Source organism: Lysinibacillus sp. FJAT-14745 (genome assembly GCF_001275675.1).
GTDB lineage: Bacteria > Bacillota > Bacilli > Bacillales_A > Planococcaceae > Lysinibacillus.
In genome coordinates this window covers 112,984-128,885 of record NZ_LITM01000006.1, presented here as the reverse complement: position 1 = coordinate 128,885, position 15,902 = coordinate 112,984, and the positions used below count along the sequence as shown (strand labels likewise).

Here is a 15,902-nt window from a genome sequence, read left to right as displayed (position 1 = left end):
GTTATATAACAGGCTTCCGACAAGTCATCAGTAGACTGACGTTGAAGATATATTTGTATTTTCGAGTATTTCTTTTACTCTATTTAGGAATTTACCACAGACAAGTCCATCAAGAACACGATGATCTAAAGATAAACATAAATTCACAATATCTCGTGCAGCGAACATTCCACCAGGTAAAACAACCGGTTTTTTTACAATACTTTCCACTTGAAGAATAGCCGCTTGTGGATAATTAATGATGCCCATCGACTGTACAGAGCCGAATGCACCCGTATTATTGACCGTAAATGTGCCACCTTGTATATCATCCATCGTTAGTTTTCCGGCACGAACTTTCGTCGCAAGCTCATGAATGTCCTTCGCAATACCTTTAATCGATTTTTCATCTGCGTGTTTTATAACAGGAACGAATAATGCATCCTCTGTTGCGACTGCAATGGAAATATTTATGTCATGCTTTTGAATAATTTTGTCCTCTGCCCACATGGAATTCATCATCGGGAATTCCTTTAGAGCTTGAGCAACGGCTTTTACAAAGAAAGCAAAATACGTAATATTAAAGCCTTCTTTTTGTTTAAACTCTGCCTTAATGCTATCACGATATGTTACTAAATCTGTAACATCTACTTCCATCATCATCCATGCATGTGGCACTTCATGAACGCTGCGTACCATATTATTAGCGATAGCACGGCGCACCTTCGTTACTGGAATCTCAATATCACCCGCTTGAATTGGTTGTGCAGATATGGCTGATTTAGGATTTTCCTGTGATGCAGGTGCTGCAACAGGTGCTGACTGTGGAACGACTGAATCGACTGCAGGCGGTGTTTCAACTAAAGAAGTTGGCACATTTCCTGCTGCAATCAGTTTCATTAGATCTTTTCTTGTAATACGTCCCCCTTCACCAGTACCTGTGATTTGATCAAGTGCAATTTCATACTCTTGTGCAAGTCGAAGAACTGCAGGTGAATAACGTACTTTATCCTGGCGAACTGTTTTTTGCGATGCTTTTATAGCAGTAGCTGGCTGCTGTGTCTCCTGTTTCTTTTGTACGCCAGCATTTAAAATTGCCGTACTTACCGCTGATTTTTTCGGTGGAGGCGGAGGAGGCAACTCACTGTCTCCTGCGATTTCAACGCAACAAACGACTGCACCAACCGGTAACGTTTGCCCTTCCTCTGCAAGTAGCTCTGTAATAACTCCTTCAAAAGAAGACGGGATTTCTGCATTTACTTTATCTGTTACAACTTCTGCTAGAGGATCATATTTTTTTACCGTATCGCCTGGCTTGACAAGCCATTTTTCAATCGTACCTTCTGTTACACTTTCGCCGAGCTGTGGCATTGTAATATTTTGAATAGCCATCATCTATTCCCCCCATCAATTATGCCTAGGTGTAATTGTATCTATCGAAATACTATCATATTTATAATAAACTCATCACAATAAAGTGGGGGTTGATTTCCGTTCCGACTGTGCGCTTTGTTGCTGCCGCTACGTTAGCACTACGCTTTCGCACAGAGCAAAGCTTCCTGGGGGCGTCCGATGAGCCGCTTCACTCGCAAAGCTCGCTCCAGGGTCTCATCTGTGACGCTAATCCCCAAGGAGTCGCCCAGTCTCCACTCCAATCAACTTATATACATGACATAACGTTTTAAGAAATGTCACCCCGAGCTTTCGATGAAGAGTCTTAAAATACCTGTGATATTTATAAGCTTTAGGCTATGACGCGTAGATAAACAATCACACGGATTATAACTTTTCATAAATTTCTATTTACTACAATGAGTAGATAACGTTTTACCTCCAGTAAAATTTTGTAAATCTGCCAGAGGTATAAACTTTTAAGCTCTTCTATATTAGAATGCTGCAAGTTCTCGCATCGCACGCTCTACTTTATCAGGGTTGATCATAAAATATTTTTCCATCGTTGGTGCATATGGCATAGCTGGAACATCTGGTCCTGCAAGGCGCTGAATTGGTGCATCGAGCTCAAATAAACAATGCTCTGCAATGATTGCTGCAACCTCACTCATAATGCTGCCCTCTTTATTATCCTCGGTAACTAGTAAAACTTTGCCTGTTTTACTTGCCGCCTCAATGATTGCTTCTTTATCAAGTGGGTATACCGTGCGTAGGTCAAGAATATGGGCAGAAATACCATCTGCCGCTAGGCGCTCTGCTGCTTGTAATGCGAAATGGACAGCTAAACCATACGTAATGACAGTAACATCTTCCCCTTCCCGCTTAACATCTGCCTTACCAATTGGCAAAGTGTAATCATCTACTGGGACTTCACCTTTAATGAGTCGATATGCACGCTTATGCTCAAAAAACAGTACTGGATCTTCATCACGGATTGCTGCTTTTAACAAACCTTTTGCATCATACGGTGTTGAAGGTATAACAATTTTTAACCCTGGTGTTCCTGCAAAAAGTGCCTCGACAGACTGCGAATGATAGAGCGCTCCGTGAATACCTCCGCCAAATGGTGCACGTATAACCATTGGGCAAGACCAGTCATTATTTGAACGATAGCGGATTTTCGCTGCCTCAGAAACAATTTGGTTGACGGCAGGCATGATGAAATCAGCGAATTGCATCTCAGCAATTGGGCGCATTCCATACATCGCAGCACCAATACCAACACCTGCAATAGCACTTTCTGCAAGAGGCGTGTCAAGTACCCGATGTTCACCAAATTGCTCGTAAAGACCTGTTGTTGCTTTGAAAACCCCGCCTTTACGACCAACGTCCTCTCCTAAAATGAAAACACGTTCATCACGTTCCATCTCTTCCTTCATCGCTAATGTAATCGCATCAATATAAGACATTACTGCCATTACACGTCACCTCCGTCCGCTGGTGCATATACGTATTTCAAAGCATGCTCTGGCATTGCATACGGAGCAGCTTCTGCATAATCTGTTGCTGCATTCACCTCGGCCATGACACGCTCTTCTATTTCAGCACGTAGCTGTTCTGTCATAACTCCAGCATCCATTAGATACTTTTCAAATAACAAAACGGGATCCTTCGCCTTTCCTTCCGCTATATCCTCGGCAGTGCGATATTGACGATCATCATCATCCGAAGAATGAGCCGTTAAGCGATAAGTCACTGTTTCAATCAAGCTAGGACCTTCACCACTACGTGCGCGATCAGCTGCTTCTTTCACAACCTTATAGACTTGTAACGGACATTTCCCATCAACAGTAACACCTGGCATACCATAGCCAATACCGCGATCTGACACTTTCGCACAGCCTAATTGACGTTCAACTGGCACAGAAATTGCGTATTGATTATTCTCTACCATTATAATGACTGGAAGCTTATGCACTCCAGCGAAATTCGCACCCTCATGGAAATCACCTTGGTTAGAAGAACCTTCACCAAGCGTAACAAAAGTAATAAAATCTTCTTTTTGTAGACGCCCTGCTAGAGCTACCCCTACCGCGTGCGGAACTTGTGTAGTAACTGGCGAAGAGCCTGTTAAAATACGATTTTTCTTTTGTCCAAAATGACCTGGCATTTGACGCCCACCTGAGTTTGGATCCTCTGCTTTGGCAAACGCAGATAACATCAATTCTCTTGGCGTCATGCCAAAATGTAAAACAACACCCATATCACGATAGTAAGGTGCAATATAATCTCTGTTATGATCAAGAGCAAAGGCTGCCCCTACTTGCGCTGCCTCCTGACCCTGACAAGAAATAACAAATGGAATTTTACCAGAACGGTTTAATAACCACATACGTTCATCTAGTCTTCTTGCCATTAACATCGTTTCGAACATTGCAAGTACATCTTCATTTGATAAACCTAAATCCTCATGCTTGATTTGAACATCTTGCATACGAACACCCCTTCCTGACGCTTCGCTTTCGCTACAAAAAACATTTGCTTAAAGAAGTTAAAAATGAATGGCGCGATTATCTACTGCTAACGCTGATTCCGCTAGTACCTCATTTAGTGACGGATGTGGATGAATAGCCTGACTTACTTCCCAAGGAGTTGCATCCAATAATTTAGCAAGTGATGCTTCTCCAATTAAATCTGTCACATGTGGTCCTACCATATGAATACCCAAAATATCATTCGTTTCTTCATCAGCAACAATTTTTACAAAGCCATCTGTCTCTCCATTTACTAACGCTTTTCCAATCGCCTTGAATGGAACCTTACCGACCTTCAATGTATAACCTTGCTCACGTGCAGCACTTTCTGTTAAGCCAATACTTGCGACCTCAGGGTAAGAATAAACGCATTTTGGCACATTTAGAACATCAAGTGCCTCAGTTTTACCCGTTGCAATATGCTCAATAGCAGATACCCCTTCATGTGAAGCAACATGAGCTAATTGTAAGCCACCGATAACATCCCCAATGGCATACATATGTGATTCCTTTGTTTGATAAGAATCATTGACTTTGATAAACCCATTGTCAACTTCTATTTCTGTATTTTCTAATCCAATACCTTGTGTATTTGCTTCACGTCCAACACAAAGTAATAATTTTTCAGCCTCAAATAATTCATCCTGATCATTAACTTTTGCAGAAATGAAAACGTTATCATTTTCAATTTTAAAGGTTCCTGAATCTAAGCGGGCGTTTGTCACAATTCGGACGCCCCTTTTTTCAAGCTGCTTCGTTACTTCTTTTACAATATCCGAATCCTCTGCAGGTAAAATGGATGGCCCATATTCAATGATCGTTACGTAAACCCCAAAATCACAAAGCATAGAAGCCCATTCTATTCCGATAACTCCTCCGCCAACAATTAACAATGACTTTGGCAGATCTTCCATTTCCAGTGCATGATCAGAGTTCAACACATATTTACCGTCAACCGTTAATCCCGCCATTCCTCTTGGCCTTGATCCTGTTGCAATGACCACATTTGTTGGAACTAGCATTTCATTGTCATCGCCATTGTTCATTTCAACTGAAATAGTGCCAGGCATTGGTGAAAAAATGGACGGTCCTAAAATTCGCCCTGTTCCCTGATAAACGTCTATTTTGCCCTTTTTCATCAGTGTATTCACACCTTGGTTCAATTGCTCAACAATCGTTTGCTTCCTTGCCTGCACTTTGTCGAATTGCAATGTAACTCCCTCAATATCAACACCATATTCTGCGGCTGTTTTATTTGCCATACGATACACTTCTGCACTTCGAAGTAAGGCCTTACTTGGTATACATCCTTTATGCAAGCATGTTCCACCTAGGCGTTCACGTTCGACAATAGCTGTTTTTAAGCCTAGCTGTGCAGCTCGAATTGCTGCAACATAGCCACCTGTACCTCCGCCTAAAATGACAACATCATAATTTTGAGCCATATGGATTCCCCCTTATGAGAAAATGCTAAAGCATCTTGTTCCTTTGGTACCTAAGTTAAATGAATTCATTTACACTATTAATTTACTATAAAGATAGAAGAAGTCGACAATGCGACTTCTTTAAACGAATAAGCGGTTTTTAACGACCGTGTAAAATATTTTTTTCATTTTTCAAGAATTGGCTACGAGACTTTGATACTCGAGCGATACGTTCTTCTGCTAAACGATTAGCTGCTACATATGTCGGTATACCATCACGTTTAGAAATCTCGAAGATTTTTTCGATACTGTCATAAATGCCTTCAACACGCTTCATCGCACGTTCACGGTTATATCCATATAATTCATCGGCTACATTTATTACGCCACCTGCATTAATCACATAATCAGGTGTATAAACGATCCCTAATTCATGTAAATAATCGCCATGGCGAGAATCTTGTAGCTGGTTATTGGCAGAACCTGCAACAACCTTTGCTTTTAGTTGCGGAATCGTTTCATCATTTAAAATCGCTCCTAATGCACAAGGTGAGAAAATATCAACATCCTGTGAATAGATTTCCTCTGGTGCCACAGCAGTCGCACCAAAAGCATTCACAACTCGATCAATTGCCCCTTGATTAATATCTGTAACAACAAGTTTTGCTCCTTCATTATGTAAATACTCGCAAAGCTTGTAGGCTACATTTCCTAGACCTTGCACAGAAATAGTACGCCCCTCTAATGAATCAGATCCAAATGCTTCTTTTGCTGCTGCTTTCATTCCAAGATATACACCGTAAGCAGTCACCGGAGATGGGTTTCCTGAAGAACCAAAAGCCGGAGAAATTCCCGTTACATAATCTGTTTCCTCATGCATTAAATCCATATCTGTCACTGTTGTACCAACGTCCTCTGCCGTAATATAACGACCATTAAGCCCTTGGATGAAACGTCCTAGTGCGCGGAACATCTCTTCATTTTTATCTTTAAATGGGTCACCGATAATAACCGTTTTTCCACCGCCAAGGTTTAAACCAGCTGCAGCATTTTTATAGGTCATCCCTCTTGCTAAACGTAATGCATCCTCTATCGCATTTTCTTCTGATGCATATGTCCACATACGTGCCCCGCCTAATGCTGGCCCAAGTGTTGTGTCATGGATAGCGATAATCGCTTTTAACCCTGATGCTTCATCTTGGCAAAATACCAATTGTTCATAATCATACTTTTCCATATACTTGAAGATTTCCATGAAAACTCGCCCCTTTGCTTTGGAAAGTGCTATCCCCTAATGCCCATCCCAATTCAGTATATTTAATGTCTCAAATATGCCTCGGCATAATTGCGTCAGGAATCGACTTTGTGCTTATGCCTGCACGAGGGCCGACACGATGTCGGTCATTTCGGTAATGCCACAGGACGTGGCGCTTTTACCGAGGGCCAACACGATGTTGGTCATTTCGGTAATGCCACAGGACGTGGCGTTTTTACCTATGCAGGTCAGTTAGCCGTTATCGCATGGATGCGATGATTTTAGGCTAACATCCTTTATGAACTACTTTCAGATTCCGTGACATCCGCCGGAGGCTTTAAATTCTTTCAACACCAGCTAAAAGAATTTAAAATTGTTTAACAATGGATAATATTGCTCCATTTAATTTTACAATACTGACAAATTCACAATTTAGCAACTATTATTACACTTTCTTATTTAAGTAAGAATTTTCTAAAGATTCAGTTACAGTTTCTATGTTATTTCTTACTTGTTTTTGGGTATCTAGTTTTATAACCTTCCTTGACATTCCAATATCCACAGGTACAATTAAACTAAGGAATAAGGGGGGACATGCATGGGTCGTTTAGCTGCTTTTATTGTGATGCTAATTCCAGGTCTTATGGCTGCAGGTGGCATTAAATTTATGCGTGATACATTATTTGGTAAGCTCATCTCACCTTTCCCATTTTTATGGCTACAATTCGTCGTTGGCATTATTTTTTTTATTATAGGCTTTGGCTTTTTCGCAGGATTCTTACTTCACCGCGATCGAAAAAATGGAAAAGTAGCTCCGCGCTTCCAAAAAAAATAAAAATAGCTATCCTTTTAAGTCCAAATGACTTATTGGATAGCTATTTTTATCTTCATTCATCAGAATGATTATCGTTGCTGTTTCGCAATTACTTTATCAGGAAAATCAGTAATCCAACCAATGACAGAAGGATGCGGATTCAACAAAAATGTTTCATCCCCATCAATTGCATAAAAACGACATGCTTTGTCACTCGCTACACAAGCCTCTAAATATCTTGGTTTATAATACCTTTTATGCATATGAACACTATCAATAGCTTTGTAATCACTAAGCAAATCCCATTTTAATTTTTTTGTTGCTATAAGTGCTGTTTCATAGTCCGGCTTATATTGTTTCACAATCTCCAGAAGCTCATAGTGAAACGATGAAAAATGACTGCCAACAGGCAAAGTAAGCCCATGAAGTATTTGAATAAGTGCGCTTTTATTATTAAGAATTGTTGATTTTAATTCAATATTAAGGGGTAGCTGTTGTGAATTTGCCCATGCTAAAACTACATCAAACGTCGGGATTTTATACGTTGAGAATAATCGCCTCCACGGCTTCCCCAGTTTAAAGCTTACTAGCTCCTCTATCGTACATTCGTTCACAGGCTTATTGATGCCAACCAATCTAGACAGCTGTGGATCATGATACACAACTGGAATGCCCTCTTTTGAAAGTTGGATATCTAATTCAATCCCATCTGCCCCTAGCTCTAATGCCCTTTCAAAAGCCTTCATAGTATTTTCAAGTGCATACGCTGAAGCCCCCCGATGTGCAAATATAGGAATGGAAGATTCACTAGACATTTAACTCACCGAATTCGATAAGAAATTTACCATTTGTCATCTTGCTTAATAAGGATGATTTTTTACCAATTTGAATATAAGTACCAGGATGAGCTTCCTTCGTCACTATAATTTCCTCTTTTCCAGCATGACGCATTTCATCCACTATTAGCTTAACCTCACGATCAATTGTCATTGCTTCCGCTTTCAATTTTGTTAAGCTTTGTTTTGTTTCCTCAAATGTAGCTATCTGTTCCTTAGACATTTGGTTAAGGAGTGGCAGTAAGTTTTTAATTATCCCCTCGTGCACAGAGATTTCTGATTGCAGCGACTTAAGCTGTGCTGCCTTCTCTTGCATAATCGAATAGCTTGCCTGTTTATTAACACTTTCGATGATCAAGTCAGTTCGACGCTCTAAACGATTTCCCGAGATGGCTGTGACGATTGTATTTTTGGCAACTGCACGGCCCCCTATAATTTTCCCTTTTCGTTCGTCCACAAAGATTGAATGTGCAGTGAGCTGTGATCCCAATGCATAAAATCCTATATGAATGCTGTCAGCTGCAACTAGATTTGCCTCATTGACATGCTTAACGAAAATATTCCCACCTGCCTCTACAAGAGTTGAGCCTAGCCCAAAAATCCCTCCACGAATATAAACGTCGCCTTCAATGGATTTAATAAGTTTGGCACCGCTTACACCTTCTGCACCCTCGATGGAAATATCTCCAGTAGCAATGACTGTATAGCCTGATGTAACTGTTCCTTTAATGCTTAAAGAGCCATTAAATTCGAGATTCCCGGTTTCAACGCCAACGTCCCCATTAATTGGTAAATGTCTATTAACACCGATCATGCCCTTAACATCATCTAATACACCAGCTATTTTTGAACGGATGACAATTTTCCCATCCTCTTCCACTTCATAAGCTGATTTTTTATCGTATCGTATAGGGAAATCACGACCTGGTACAGCAGACATAATTTCTCCTAGTACATTTTTCCCTGGTTTACCTAATGTCGCAGGGATTTTCTCGCCTAGCCATGAACCCTCGGAAATTTCAGAAATAAAGTTCATGTCATAATAATCCGCTTTCCCATCTTCGCGAATTACTGGCTTTCTCTCTGGTTTAGGTAAGTATGTAATTTGTGCATCTGCTCCTGCTACAGGTGGTGTTCCTTGTGCAATTAAACATGCTTTTCCGGGCTCAATCTTAGAAATATCAAAATCTAATATTCCATGAACTATACCTTCATTCTCGATTGTTTCCAGAATTTGTTGAGTTAATTTCTCTTTATTTTTTAGAATATAATCATGTGTCTCATATACAAATATTGAGGCAGACATTTTATCCCGTGCAGTTTCTGCTTCAACATTCGGTAGCCAACGTCCAATTTCCACAGGGCTTGTGCCTTCTGTTGCTAAGACATTTTTTAATATTGAAAAATTCGACAATTTAAGTCGGGGATGACTACGTAAAATACTATCAAATTCTTTTAATGGATAACCGGCACTGTACGTGAGCATATAGACCTTTCCATTTTCTTCCGTTATTTCGAATTTATCATTTCGAACTAGAATCAAGCTACCTCCTCCTTCCTTCTAACTGTAAGTATATACAATCTATTTACATTTGTTTAGAGACAATTGTCACTACTAAGAAAGAAATTACCCATACTTTGTAAGTAATACTTTCAAACATCCTTTTAATTTTCACGTCAATATTAGTCGATTTATACTATAAAAAGGTAAGGTTTTACTCAATATCAAAAATCCACCTACCTTAATTGTTTAAATTCAACTGTTGAAAATCAGAAAATTCACTAAATCTTTAACTAACTTAATTTTCATAAACATGCATTAGGCCTTCAATACTATGGCTACAAGTCAGCCTCTAGAATAGCCTCAATGCGAATATGAGCGCCAAGTTGATCGAAATTTAGGAGCTGTTCACGCGTCATATAGTAAATGCTAATGCTTCCATTCATTCCAAGTCGTACCTCAAATAAATTTTCTTCTATCTGTGTTATTTCTAACGAGTTATTTTCGTCAAGTTGTAAGTTTACGCTTTTCATATGTTATCACCTGATTGAATTATATACGTTCAAGCAAAAATAAACGACCAACAATTTTTTGGTCGTTTATTTTTATTACTTACCTAATACATATTCCGCTAACACACTTTGAATTTTATAGATGTTAGTTGATTTATTAAAGTTTTTCTGAATCGGTAATTCACTACCCGAAACCCAAATTTTCAACTCTGCATCTAGATCAAATGTTCCCGCAGTTTCAACTGCAAAATGAAGAATATTCTTATATGGAATTGAATGATATTGCGTTTTCTTCCCAGTTACTCCTTGTTTATCGATTAAGATAAGTCTTTTATCCGTAAAAATAAAAGTGTCTCTTATAATTTTATAGGCATTCTTAATTGTTTCATTCGGCGTTAATAAATCTTTAACTTCTTCCTGTAATTTTTCTAAATTCACTTCACTCGCATTACCTATTATCCCATCAAATAACCCCATTTTCATTCCTCCTCCAAATGACCATTCTCCATTTAAAATATGAGTTTATTTTTCCATAAATTCAATGTAAAACTGGTTATTTAAACATCAAACATCAGTAAGGCAAATTAAGAAAGTGGGCTCTTTAAGGTTTTTACCGAACAATCCAACATATAACGCTCAATTTTGATTTTTAGACATAAAAAATACGCCCCCTCAAACAGTCGGCGTACACTGTCTAAAAAGGCGTTATAAAATACGCAGTATAATTGCTATAAATAATAAGTTTATCTTTATCGTTCATTCTCCGCTAAGTTTTCCGTCCATAAACACAGTCACATCAACGTTTAACTCGCGATCATGATAATGAATTCGCTATTTGTCGGCTTCGATTTTAAATGATCATTGCCTTTTTACTTAAACTATCAGCGCCAGCAAAATCGAAATCGTCTTAATCTGTTTTTTTGAACAACAAACTCAATAAGCAAGTCTTCGCCAGTAAGCTCCAGAGGCTTAACTTATTTCAGCGGATGTTCGTACACCCGCTGAAATAGGTTAAATGACTCCCCTTTTTAAATGACTAGCAATCCGAATTCATCAGTACTTTCTTTTTTACTAGTTCGTCTATGTAATACTCTTTAAGCCAAACTTCCAATTTCATTCTTTCTTCTGAACACATATGTGATTTCATAGTTTCTTGTAGTTCTTCAATAACTTCTTTAGCAGTCTTTAAATTCATTTATATCCAACCTTTCCATAAGGTTCATAATATTCCATATGCGATTGTATTACAATACCTAATTTTCTGCTTATATAGGATAGTCATATGAAATCAATGAGACAACCTAATAATTAAAACTGGTGGGCCTTTTTAGATTGAAATGGATTTAGAGGATTACAATAACCTTATTTCTTGGCATATCCCCTCAGCACTATCTCCATACTCTTTTCCACCTCTAAAATACCGTTGCAGTATGCTATCTTCTTAACCAACAATTCATCTTCTGTTATATCAACCATTTCTTCCATTTTCACAGACACTTCTTCAAATTTTTATACAACTTCAATAGGTATTGGAATTTCAATATCGCTAGGTTCATCTGTTATAAAACAATATACGATTATAATGTTTTAGGTGCAAGACCTTTTACGGAATAAACCAACATATAACGCTCAATTTCGATTTTTAGACATAAAAAATACGCCCCCTCAAACAGTCGGCGTACACTGTCTAAAAAGGCGTTATAAAATACGCAGTATAATTGCAATAAATAATAAGTTTTATCGGTCATTCTCCACTAAGCCTGTCGTCGTTTAACTAGCCATCATATCAATGCGAATCTTGTCTGCAATCATGGCGATGAATTCGCTATTTGTCGGCTTCGATTTTAAATGATGTACCGTATAACCAAACATCGACGAAATCGATTCATAATTGCCACGGTTCCACGCGACTTCTATGGCATGACGAATCGCACGTTCAACTCGTGATGGCGTTGTATTGAATTTTTTAGCGATTTCTGGGTATAAAATTTTCGTCACAGAGCCTAATAACTCGATATCTTCGAACACCATCTGAATAGCCTCTCGCAAATATGAGTAACCTTTAATATGTGCAGGAACGCCAATTTCTTTAATAATGGCTGTAATCGTGCTGTCTAATTGATGTTGATTTAATTTTTGAGGTGCCGCTGGTTGTAAAACGCTCGTCTTTTTAGGAAGTGTTGCCTTCTGTCCAGCACAATGTAAGATCTTTTGAACCAATTGATCAAATTCAAATGGCTTTAGCATGAAATAAGATGCACCTAAGTCTACAGCCTGTTTCATCACATCTTCTTGACCAAAAGCAGTTAACATTATAACTTGAATTGATGACATTCGTTCATTTTGATACATCGACTCTAAAACAGCTAACCCATCAAGATGTGGCATGATTATATCTAGAAGTAAAATATCTGGAGTGAATTCCTCTAGCATTTGCAAACATACTTTCCCATTTGAAGCAGTTGCAATTATTTCAATTTCAGGATGTCCTTGAAAATACTGCTCCATTGTTTTCAATAACTCACGATTATCATCTGCAATCGCTACTTTAACCTTTGTCATTTAAATTCCTCCTTTTGAACTTTGCTTTGAATCATCTCAAAGCGTTACCTATCCCCTTATGCATTTTTTGCACACTGTGGAATTTTCGACATTTTTGTTTTAAAAACCTTTTCTATTTCCAAAAATGAGTATGTAGTCCGATACTTTCTTTTTATATCGACAAGTTATGATAAATACCTAATGCTTATACCATTTATTTTAGTGAAAAAATTGAGATAAAACTACAGTTTCTTATAACTATCGCTAATCACTTCATAAATAAACGAAATACTTGGTGAACAAGATATTTTCATGAAAAAATGGAGCTACCTCAGGCAGCTCCTTCGTTTATGATGATTTTTTTAACATTTCTGCTACTGTAAGTGCTGCTCCTTTTTTTGGCTCCTCCACAAACATATGTGTAACCGCACCTACAAAACGACCGTCTTGAATGATAGGACTGCCACTCATCCCCTGCAAAATACCGCCTGTTTTTTCAATGAGCTTTTTGTCAGTGACTATGAATTCAAGGCGTTCATTTTCGACCTTGGTAATTTCAATTGAAAAAGTTTCCACCTTACTGCCCTCGATCGCCGTGTAGATTTCAGCATTCCCTGTTTTTATATCCTTTTCATGCATAATTTCAATTGCTTTAGGTAATCTTTGTTGATAACCGTCTTCCCAACGGCCAAAAATTCCATAAACTGTATTTTTATCTATACTCCCTAATCGATCCTGATGTTTTTCAATGGAGGATATTTTATAGCCAGGTTGGCCAGGTATACTTTTACGAATTTGTTGAATCGAAGCTAAAAAAATGGAGCCAGCATGGAAAATAGGGGCTTCTTGTAAAGTTGAATCAACGATTTGGTGGCCTAACGCACCGTAATTTTTTGTCTCTGGATCAATGTATGTCAATGTTCCTACTCCATCTGTTTCATCCTTTAGAAAGGAAATAACATGTTCTGCTTCTTGCTCCTGTAAATCAAGTGTCACTTCTTTTCCTTCACTTTTTATCGTCCATTTCTGTTGTCCTTGCCGAGCAACAGCTTGTTTGGCATCTGCAAGCGTTTTTACTGTAATATCATTAATTTTTTCAATAACAGCGCCTCCTTTCATCCATTGATTGGAAGCTAATAGCACGTCATGCGCTACAAATACATGAGATAAATGAAGTTGGATTCCAATTGCTGCGCCCATCGGAATAAGCTTTTTTGCGGCAAAAGCATTTACGGGCATGAATAATAAAACGATGAGCATAGGCAAAATGACAAATTGACGCCAACGACGATACATACGACACCTCCTTTTTGTTTTTGTCTTTTTACTATGTGTTGTTGTGGCATTCTTATAAGCGGTAAATATTTGTGCAAAAAGAAAAAACCCAGAAACAACGAGCTGTTTCTGGATTTTTTGCTATCTCATTTGTTTTTTTCGTTCATCAGCCATTTTTAAGAGCTCTGTTGCGTGTTGCAAAGTTAAATCTGTAATTTCCGCTCCGGATATCATACGACTAACCTCTTCAATACGAGCATCCGTATCTATTTCCAGCAATGACGTAAATGTTCGATCATGCTCGACTTCTTTTTTAATAAAATAATGATGATCGGCCATCGCAGCTACTTGCGGTAAATGCGAAATACATAAAACTTGCGAGTTAATGGATACTGCTGCAATTTTTTCTGCGATTGCTTGCGCTACACGTCCACTTACACCTGTATCTACCTCATCAAAAATAATAGATGTTATGCCATTAGAGGATGAGAAAATCGTCTTTAACGCAAGCATCATACGCGATAATTCTCCACCAGAAGCAATTTTCGGTAAAGATTTTGGCGGCTCGCCTACATTTGTAGAAATATAAAAAATTACTTGATCTTTACCATTCGCATCAAAGTAAGGCAATTCATCAAAATTAACAATAAATTTTGCTTTTTCCATATGTAATTCACGTAGTTCGGCCATAATAGCTTCACTTAAGTTATGTGCAGCATCCTTTCGAATAGTGGAAAGTTCTGCAGCAAGCTCATTTAGTACCGCTTCCATTTCCAGTACTTTTCGTTCTTTTACTTGCAAAATTTCGTCCCGATTTAACAGCTCATTTAGCTCTGTTTTAATTTTATCGTAATACGCTAAAATTTCTTCAACTGTTGAGCCATATTTACGCTTCAAATTTTGTAATAAGGCTAAACGTTGCTCAACCTCATTTAAACGAGCAGGATCAAATTCTAATTCGTCCAAGACATTTTTGACTTGGTAGGCAGCATCCTGTAACGCATAAAATGCAGTAGTGACGGATTCTGATGCCTCTTTAAATTGCTCGTCAACAGTCGCAGCATCCTCTAAAGCACCCATTGCATTGCCAATCCAGTCAAGGCCTTTTGATTCACCTTGAATAGCTTCATACGCTGCACTGGAGCGTTCGAAAATCTTATTGAAATTCATTAGACGGCGACGTTCATCAAGTAGCTCATCTTCCTCGCCAAGTTTTAAATTGGCATCCTCCAGCTCTTTCATTTGGAATTGGTACAAATCAATACGTTGCGCCATTAACTGTTCATCAATCGAAATCGAAGCTAATTCTTTTTTAAGTGAACGATATTCTTCATATTGCGAACTGTACAAATCTAGAATTGGTGTCAGTTGTTCCTCGGCAAAATGGTCAAGCAAATAGATATGCTGTTTCTCATCCATAAGTTCTTGATTTTCATGCTGTCCATGAATATCGATAAGACTAGACCCAATATCACGTAGTACAGATAATGGCACAAGTTTACCATTTATTCGACAAACACTTTTTCCAGAATCATTTAAATCACGACGCAAAATAATGGTATCTTCTTCAATTTCAATGCCTGCCTCTTCAAGTTTCTTATGAACAGGATGCCCAGAACTTGAAATTTGAAATAAACCACCTAATTCAGCCTTTTTAGCTCCATGGCGAATAAATTCCGAATTCCCTCGGCCACCAGCAAGTAAATGCACTGCATCGATAATAATTGACTTTCCTGCACCTGTTTCACCTGTTAAAACAGTTAAACCATCTGAAAAACTAACTGTTAAATCCTCAATGATGGCAAAGTTTCGAATACTAAGCTCTCTTAACACAAAATG

Annotated in this window: 14 protein-coding genes; 1 reads left to right on the top strand and 13 read right to left on the bottom strand. The window is 38.4% G+C overall.

What is annotated here, in order from left to right:
- Nucleotides 1–27: 27 nt before the first annotated feature.
- The 5 genes from AMS59_RS10645 to AMS59_RS10625 form a co-directional block, all read right to left on the bottom strand.
- The gene (locus AMS59_RS10645) at nucleotides 28–1,371 is read right to left on the bottom strand and encodes a dihydrolipoamide acetyltransferase family protein (RefSeq protein ID WP_053483734.1); all 1,344 of its coding nucleotides are present in this window, start codon (nucleotides 1,369–1,371) and stop codon (nucleotides 28–30) included.
- Between the two features lie 494 nt (nucleotides 1,372–1,865).
- Nucleotides 1,866–2,849 (bottom strand): alpha-ketoacid dehydrogenase subunit beta, encoded by a 984-nt coding sequence (locus tag AMS59_RS10640; RefSeq protein WP_053483733.1) that lies wholly within the window; start codon nucleotides 2,847–2,849, stop codon nucleotides 1,866–1,868.
- On the bottom strand, nucleotides 2,849–3,865 hold the full coding sequence (locus AMS59_RS10635; RefSeq protein ID WP_053483732.1) for a thiamine pyrophosphate-dependent dehydrogenase E1 component subunit alpha: 1,017 nt from the start codon (nucleotides 3,863–3,865) through the stop codon (nucleotides 2,849–2,851). Before AMS59_RS10635 ends, AMS59_RS10640 begins: the two co-directional genes overlap by 1 nt.
- A 57-nt stretch (nucleotides 3,866–3,922) precedes the next feature.
- Nucleotides 3,923–5,350 carry a dihydrolipoyl dehydrogenase gene (gene lpdA, locus AMS59_RS10630; RefSeq protein WP_053483731.1) on the bottom strand — a complete coding sequence of 476 codons (1,428 nt, stop codon included), beginning with the start codon at nucleotides 5,348–5,350 and terminating at the stop codon, nucleotides 3,923–3,925.
- 139 nt (nucleotides 5,351–5,489) lie between these two features.
- Complete coding sequence (locus AMS59_RS10625; RefSeq protein ID WP_053483730.1) at nucleotides 5,490–6,584, bottom strand: Glu/Leu/Phe/Val dehydrogenase; 1,095 nt, start codon at nucleotides 6,582–6,584, stop codon at nucleotides 5,490–5,492.
- A gap of 598 nt (nucleotides 6,585–7,182) precedes the next feature.
- Between AMS59_RS10625 and AMS59_RS10620 the strand changes: the two genes are divergently transcribed.
- Nucleotides 7,183–7,419, top strand: coding sequence for a DUF2627 family protein (locus AMS59_RS10620; protein ID WP_053483729.1), 237 nt, complete (start codon nucleotides 7,183–7,185; stop codon nucleotides 7,417–7,419).
- A gap of 68 nt (nucleotides 7,420–7,487) precedes the next feature.
- Here the strand turns inward: AMS59_RS10620 and AMS59_RS10615 are convergent, their stop codons facing one another.
- The 8 genes from AMS59_RS10615 to recN form a co-directional block, all read right to left on the bottom strand.
- The gene (locus AMS59_RS10615) at nucleotides 7,488–8,213 is read right to left on the bottom strand and encodes a glycerophosphodiester phosphodiesterase (protein ID WP_053483728.1); all 726 of its coding nucleotides are present in this window, start codon (nucleotides 8,211–8,213) and stop codon (nucleotides 7,488–7,490) included.
- Nucleotides 8,206–9,777, bottom strand: coding sequence for a DUF342 domain-containing protein (locus AMS59_RS10610; RefSeq protein WP_053483727.1), 1,572 nt, complete (start codon nucleotides 9,775–9,777; stop codon nucleotides 8,206–8,208). Before AMS59_RS10610 ends, AMS59_RS10615 begins: the two co-directional genes overlap by 8 nt.
- Before the next feature lie 296 nt (nucleotides 9,778–10,073).
- Nucleotides 10,074–10,268, bottom strand: coding sequence for a hypothetical protein (locus AMS59_RS10605; RefSeq protein ID WP_053483726.1), 195 nt, complete (start codon nucleotides 10,266–10,268; stop codon nucleotides 10,074–10,076).
- Between the two features lie 75 nt (nucleotides 10,269–10,343).
- On the bottom strand, nucleotides 10,344–10,724 hold the full coding sequence (locus tag AMS59_RS10600) for a PH domain-containing protein (RefSeq protein ID WP_053483725.1): 381 nt from the start codon (nucleotides 10,722–10,724) through the stop codon (nucleotides 10,344–10,346).
- Between the two features lie 885 nt (nucleotides 10,725–11,609).
- Nucleotides 11,610–11,732 (bottom strand): hypothetical protein, encoded by a 123-nt coding sequence (locus tag AMS59_RS26655; protein WP_255350006.1) that lies wholly within the window; start codon nucleotides 11,730–11,732, stop codon nucleotides 11,610–11,612.
- Between the two features lie 285 nt (nucleotides 11,733–12,017).
- On the bottom strand, nucleotides 12,018–12,809 hold the full coding sequence (gene spo0A / locus AMS59_RS10595) for a sporulation transcription factor Spo0A (RefSeq protein WP_053483724.1): 792 nt from the start codon (nucleotides 12,807–12,809) through the stop codon (nucleotides 12,018–12,020).
- Nucleotides 12,810–13,136: 327 nt separating this feature from the next.
- Nucleotides 13,137–14,084, bottom strand: coding sequence for a SpoIVB peptidase S55 domain-containing protein (locus AMS59_RS10590; protein WP_053483723.1), 948 nt, complete (start codon nucleotides 14,082–14,084; stop codon nucleotides 13,137–13,139).
- A 120-nt stretch (nucleotides 14,085–14,204) separates the two neighbouring features.
- A complete protein-coding gene (recN, locus tag AMS59_RS10585; protein WP_053483722.1) occupies nucleotides 14,205–15,896 on the bottom strand; it encodes a DNA repair protein RecN in 1,692 nt (563 codons plus the stop codon).
- Nucleotides 15,897–15,902: the final 6 nt, after the last annotated feature.

Coding starts and splice junctions, on each gene's coding strand:
- AMS59_RS10645 (WP_053483734.1), bottom strand. CDS start 1,371: ATGGCTATTCAAAATATTACAATGCCACAGCTCGGCGAAAGTGTAACA.
- AMS59_RS10640 (WP_053483733.1), bottom strand. CDS start 2,849: ATGGCAGTAATGTCTTATATTGATGCGATTACATTAGCGATGAAGGAA.
- AMS59_RS10635 (WP_053483732.1), bottom strand. CDS start 3,865: ATGCAAGATGTTCAAATCAAGCATGAGGATTTAGGTTTATCAAATGAA.
- lpdA (WP_053483731.1), bottom strand. CDS start 5,350: ATGGCTCAAAATTATGATGTTGTCATTTTAGGCGGAGGTACAGGTGGC.
- AMS59_RS10625 (WP_053483730.1), bottom strand. CDS start 6,584: ATGGAAATCTTCAAGTATATGGAAAAGTATGATTATGAACAATTGGTA.
- AMS59_RS10620 (WP_053483729.1), top strand. CDS start 7,183: ATGGGTCGTTTAGCTGCTTTTATTGTGATGCTAATTCCAGGTCTTATG.
- AMS59_RS10615 (WP_053483728.1), bottom strand. CDS start 8,213: ATGTCTAGTGAATCTTCCATTCCTATATTTGCACATCGGGGGGCTTCA.
- AMS59_RS10605 (WP_053483726.1), bottom strand. CDS start 10,268: ATGAAAAGCGTAAACTTACAACTTGACGAAAATAACTCGTTAGAAATA.
- AMS59_RS10600 (WP_053483725.1), bottom strand. CDS start 10,724: ATGGGGTTATTTGATGGGATAATAGGTAATGCGAGTGAAGTGAATTTA.
- AMS59_RS26655 (WP_255350006.1), bottom strand. CDS start 11,732: ATGGAAGAAATGGTTGATATAACAGAAGATGAATTGTTGGTTAAGAAG.
- spo0A (WP_053483724.1), bottom strand. CDS start 12,809: ATGACAAAGGTTAAAGTAGCGATTGCAGATGATAATCGTGAGTTATTG.
- AMS59_RS10590 (WP_053483723.1), bottom strand. CDS start 14,084: ATGTATCGTCGTTGGCGTCAATTTGTCATTTTGCCTATGCTCATCGTT.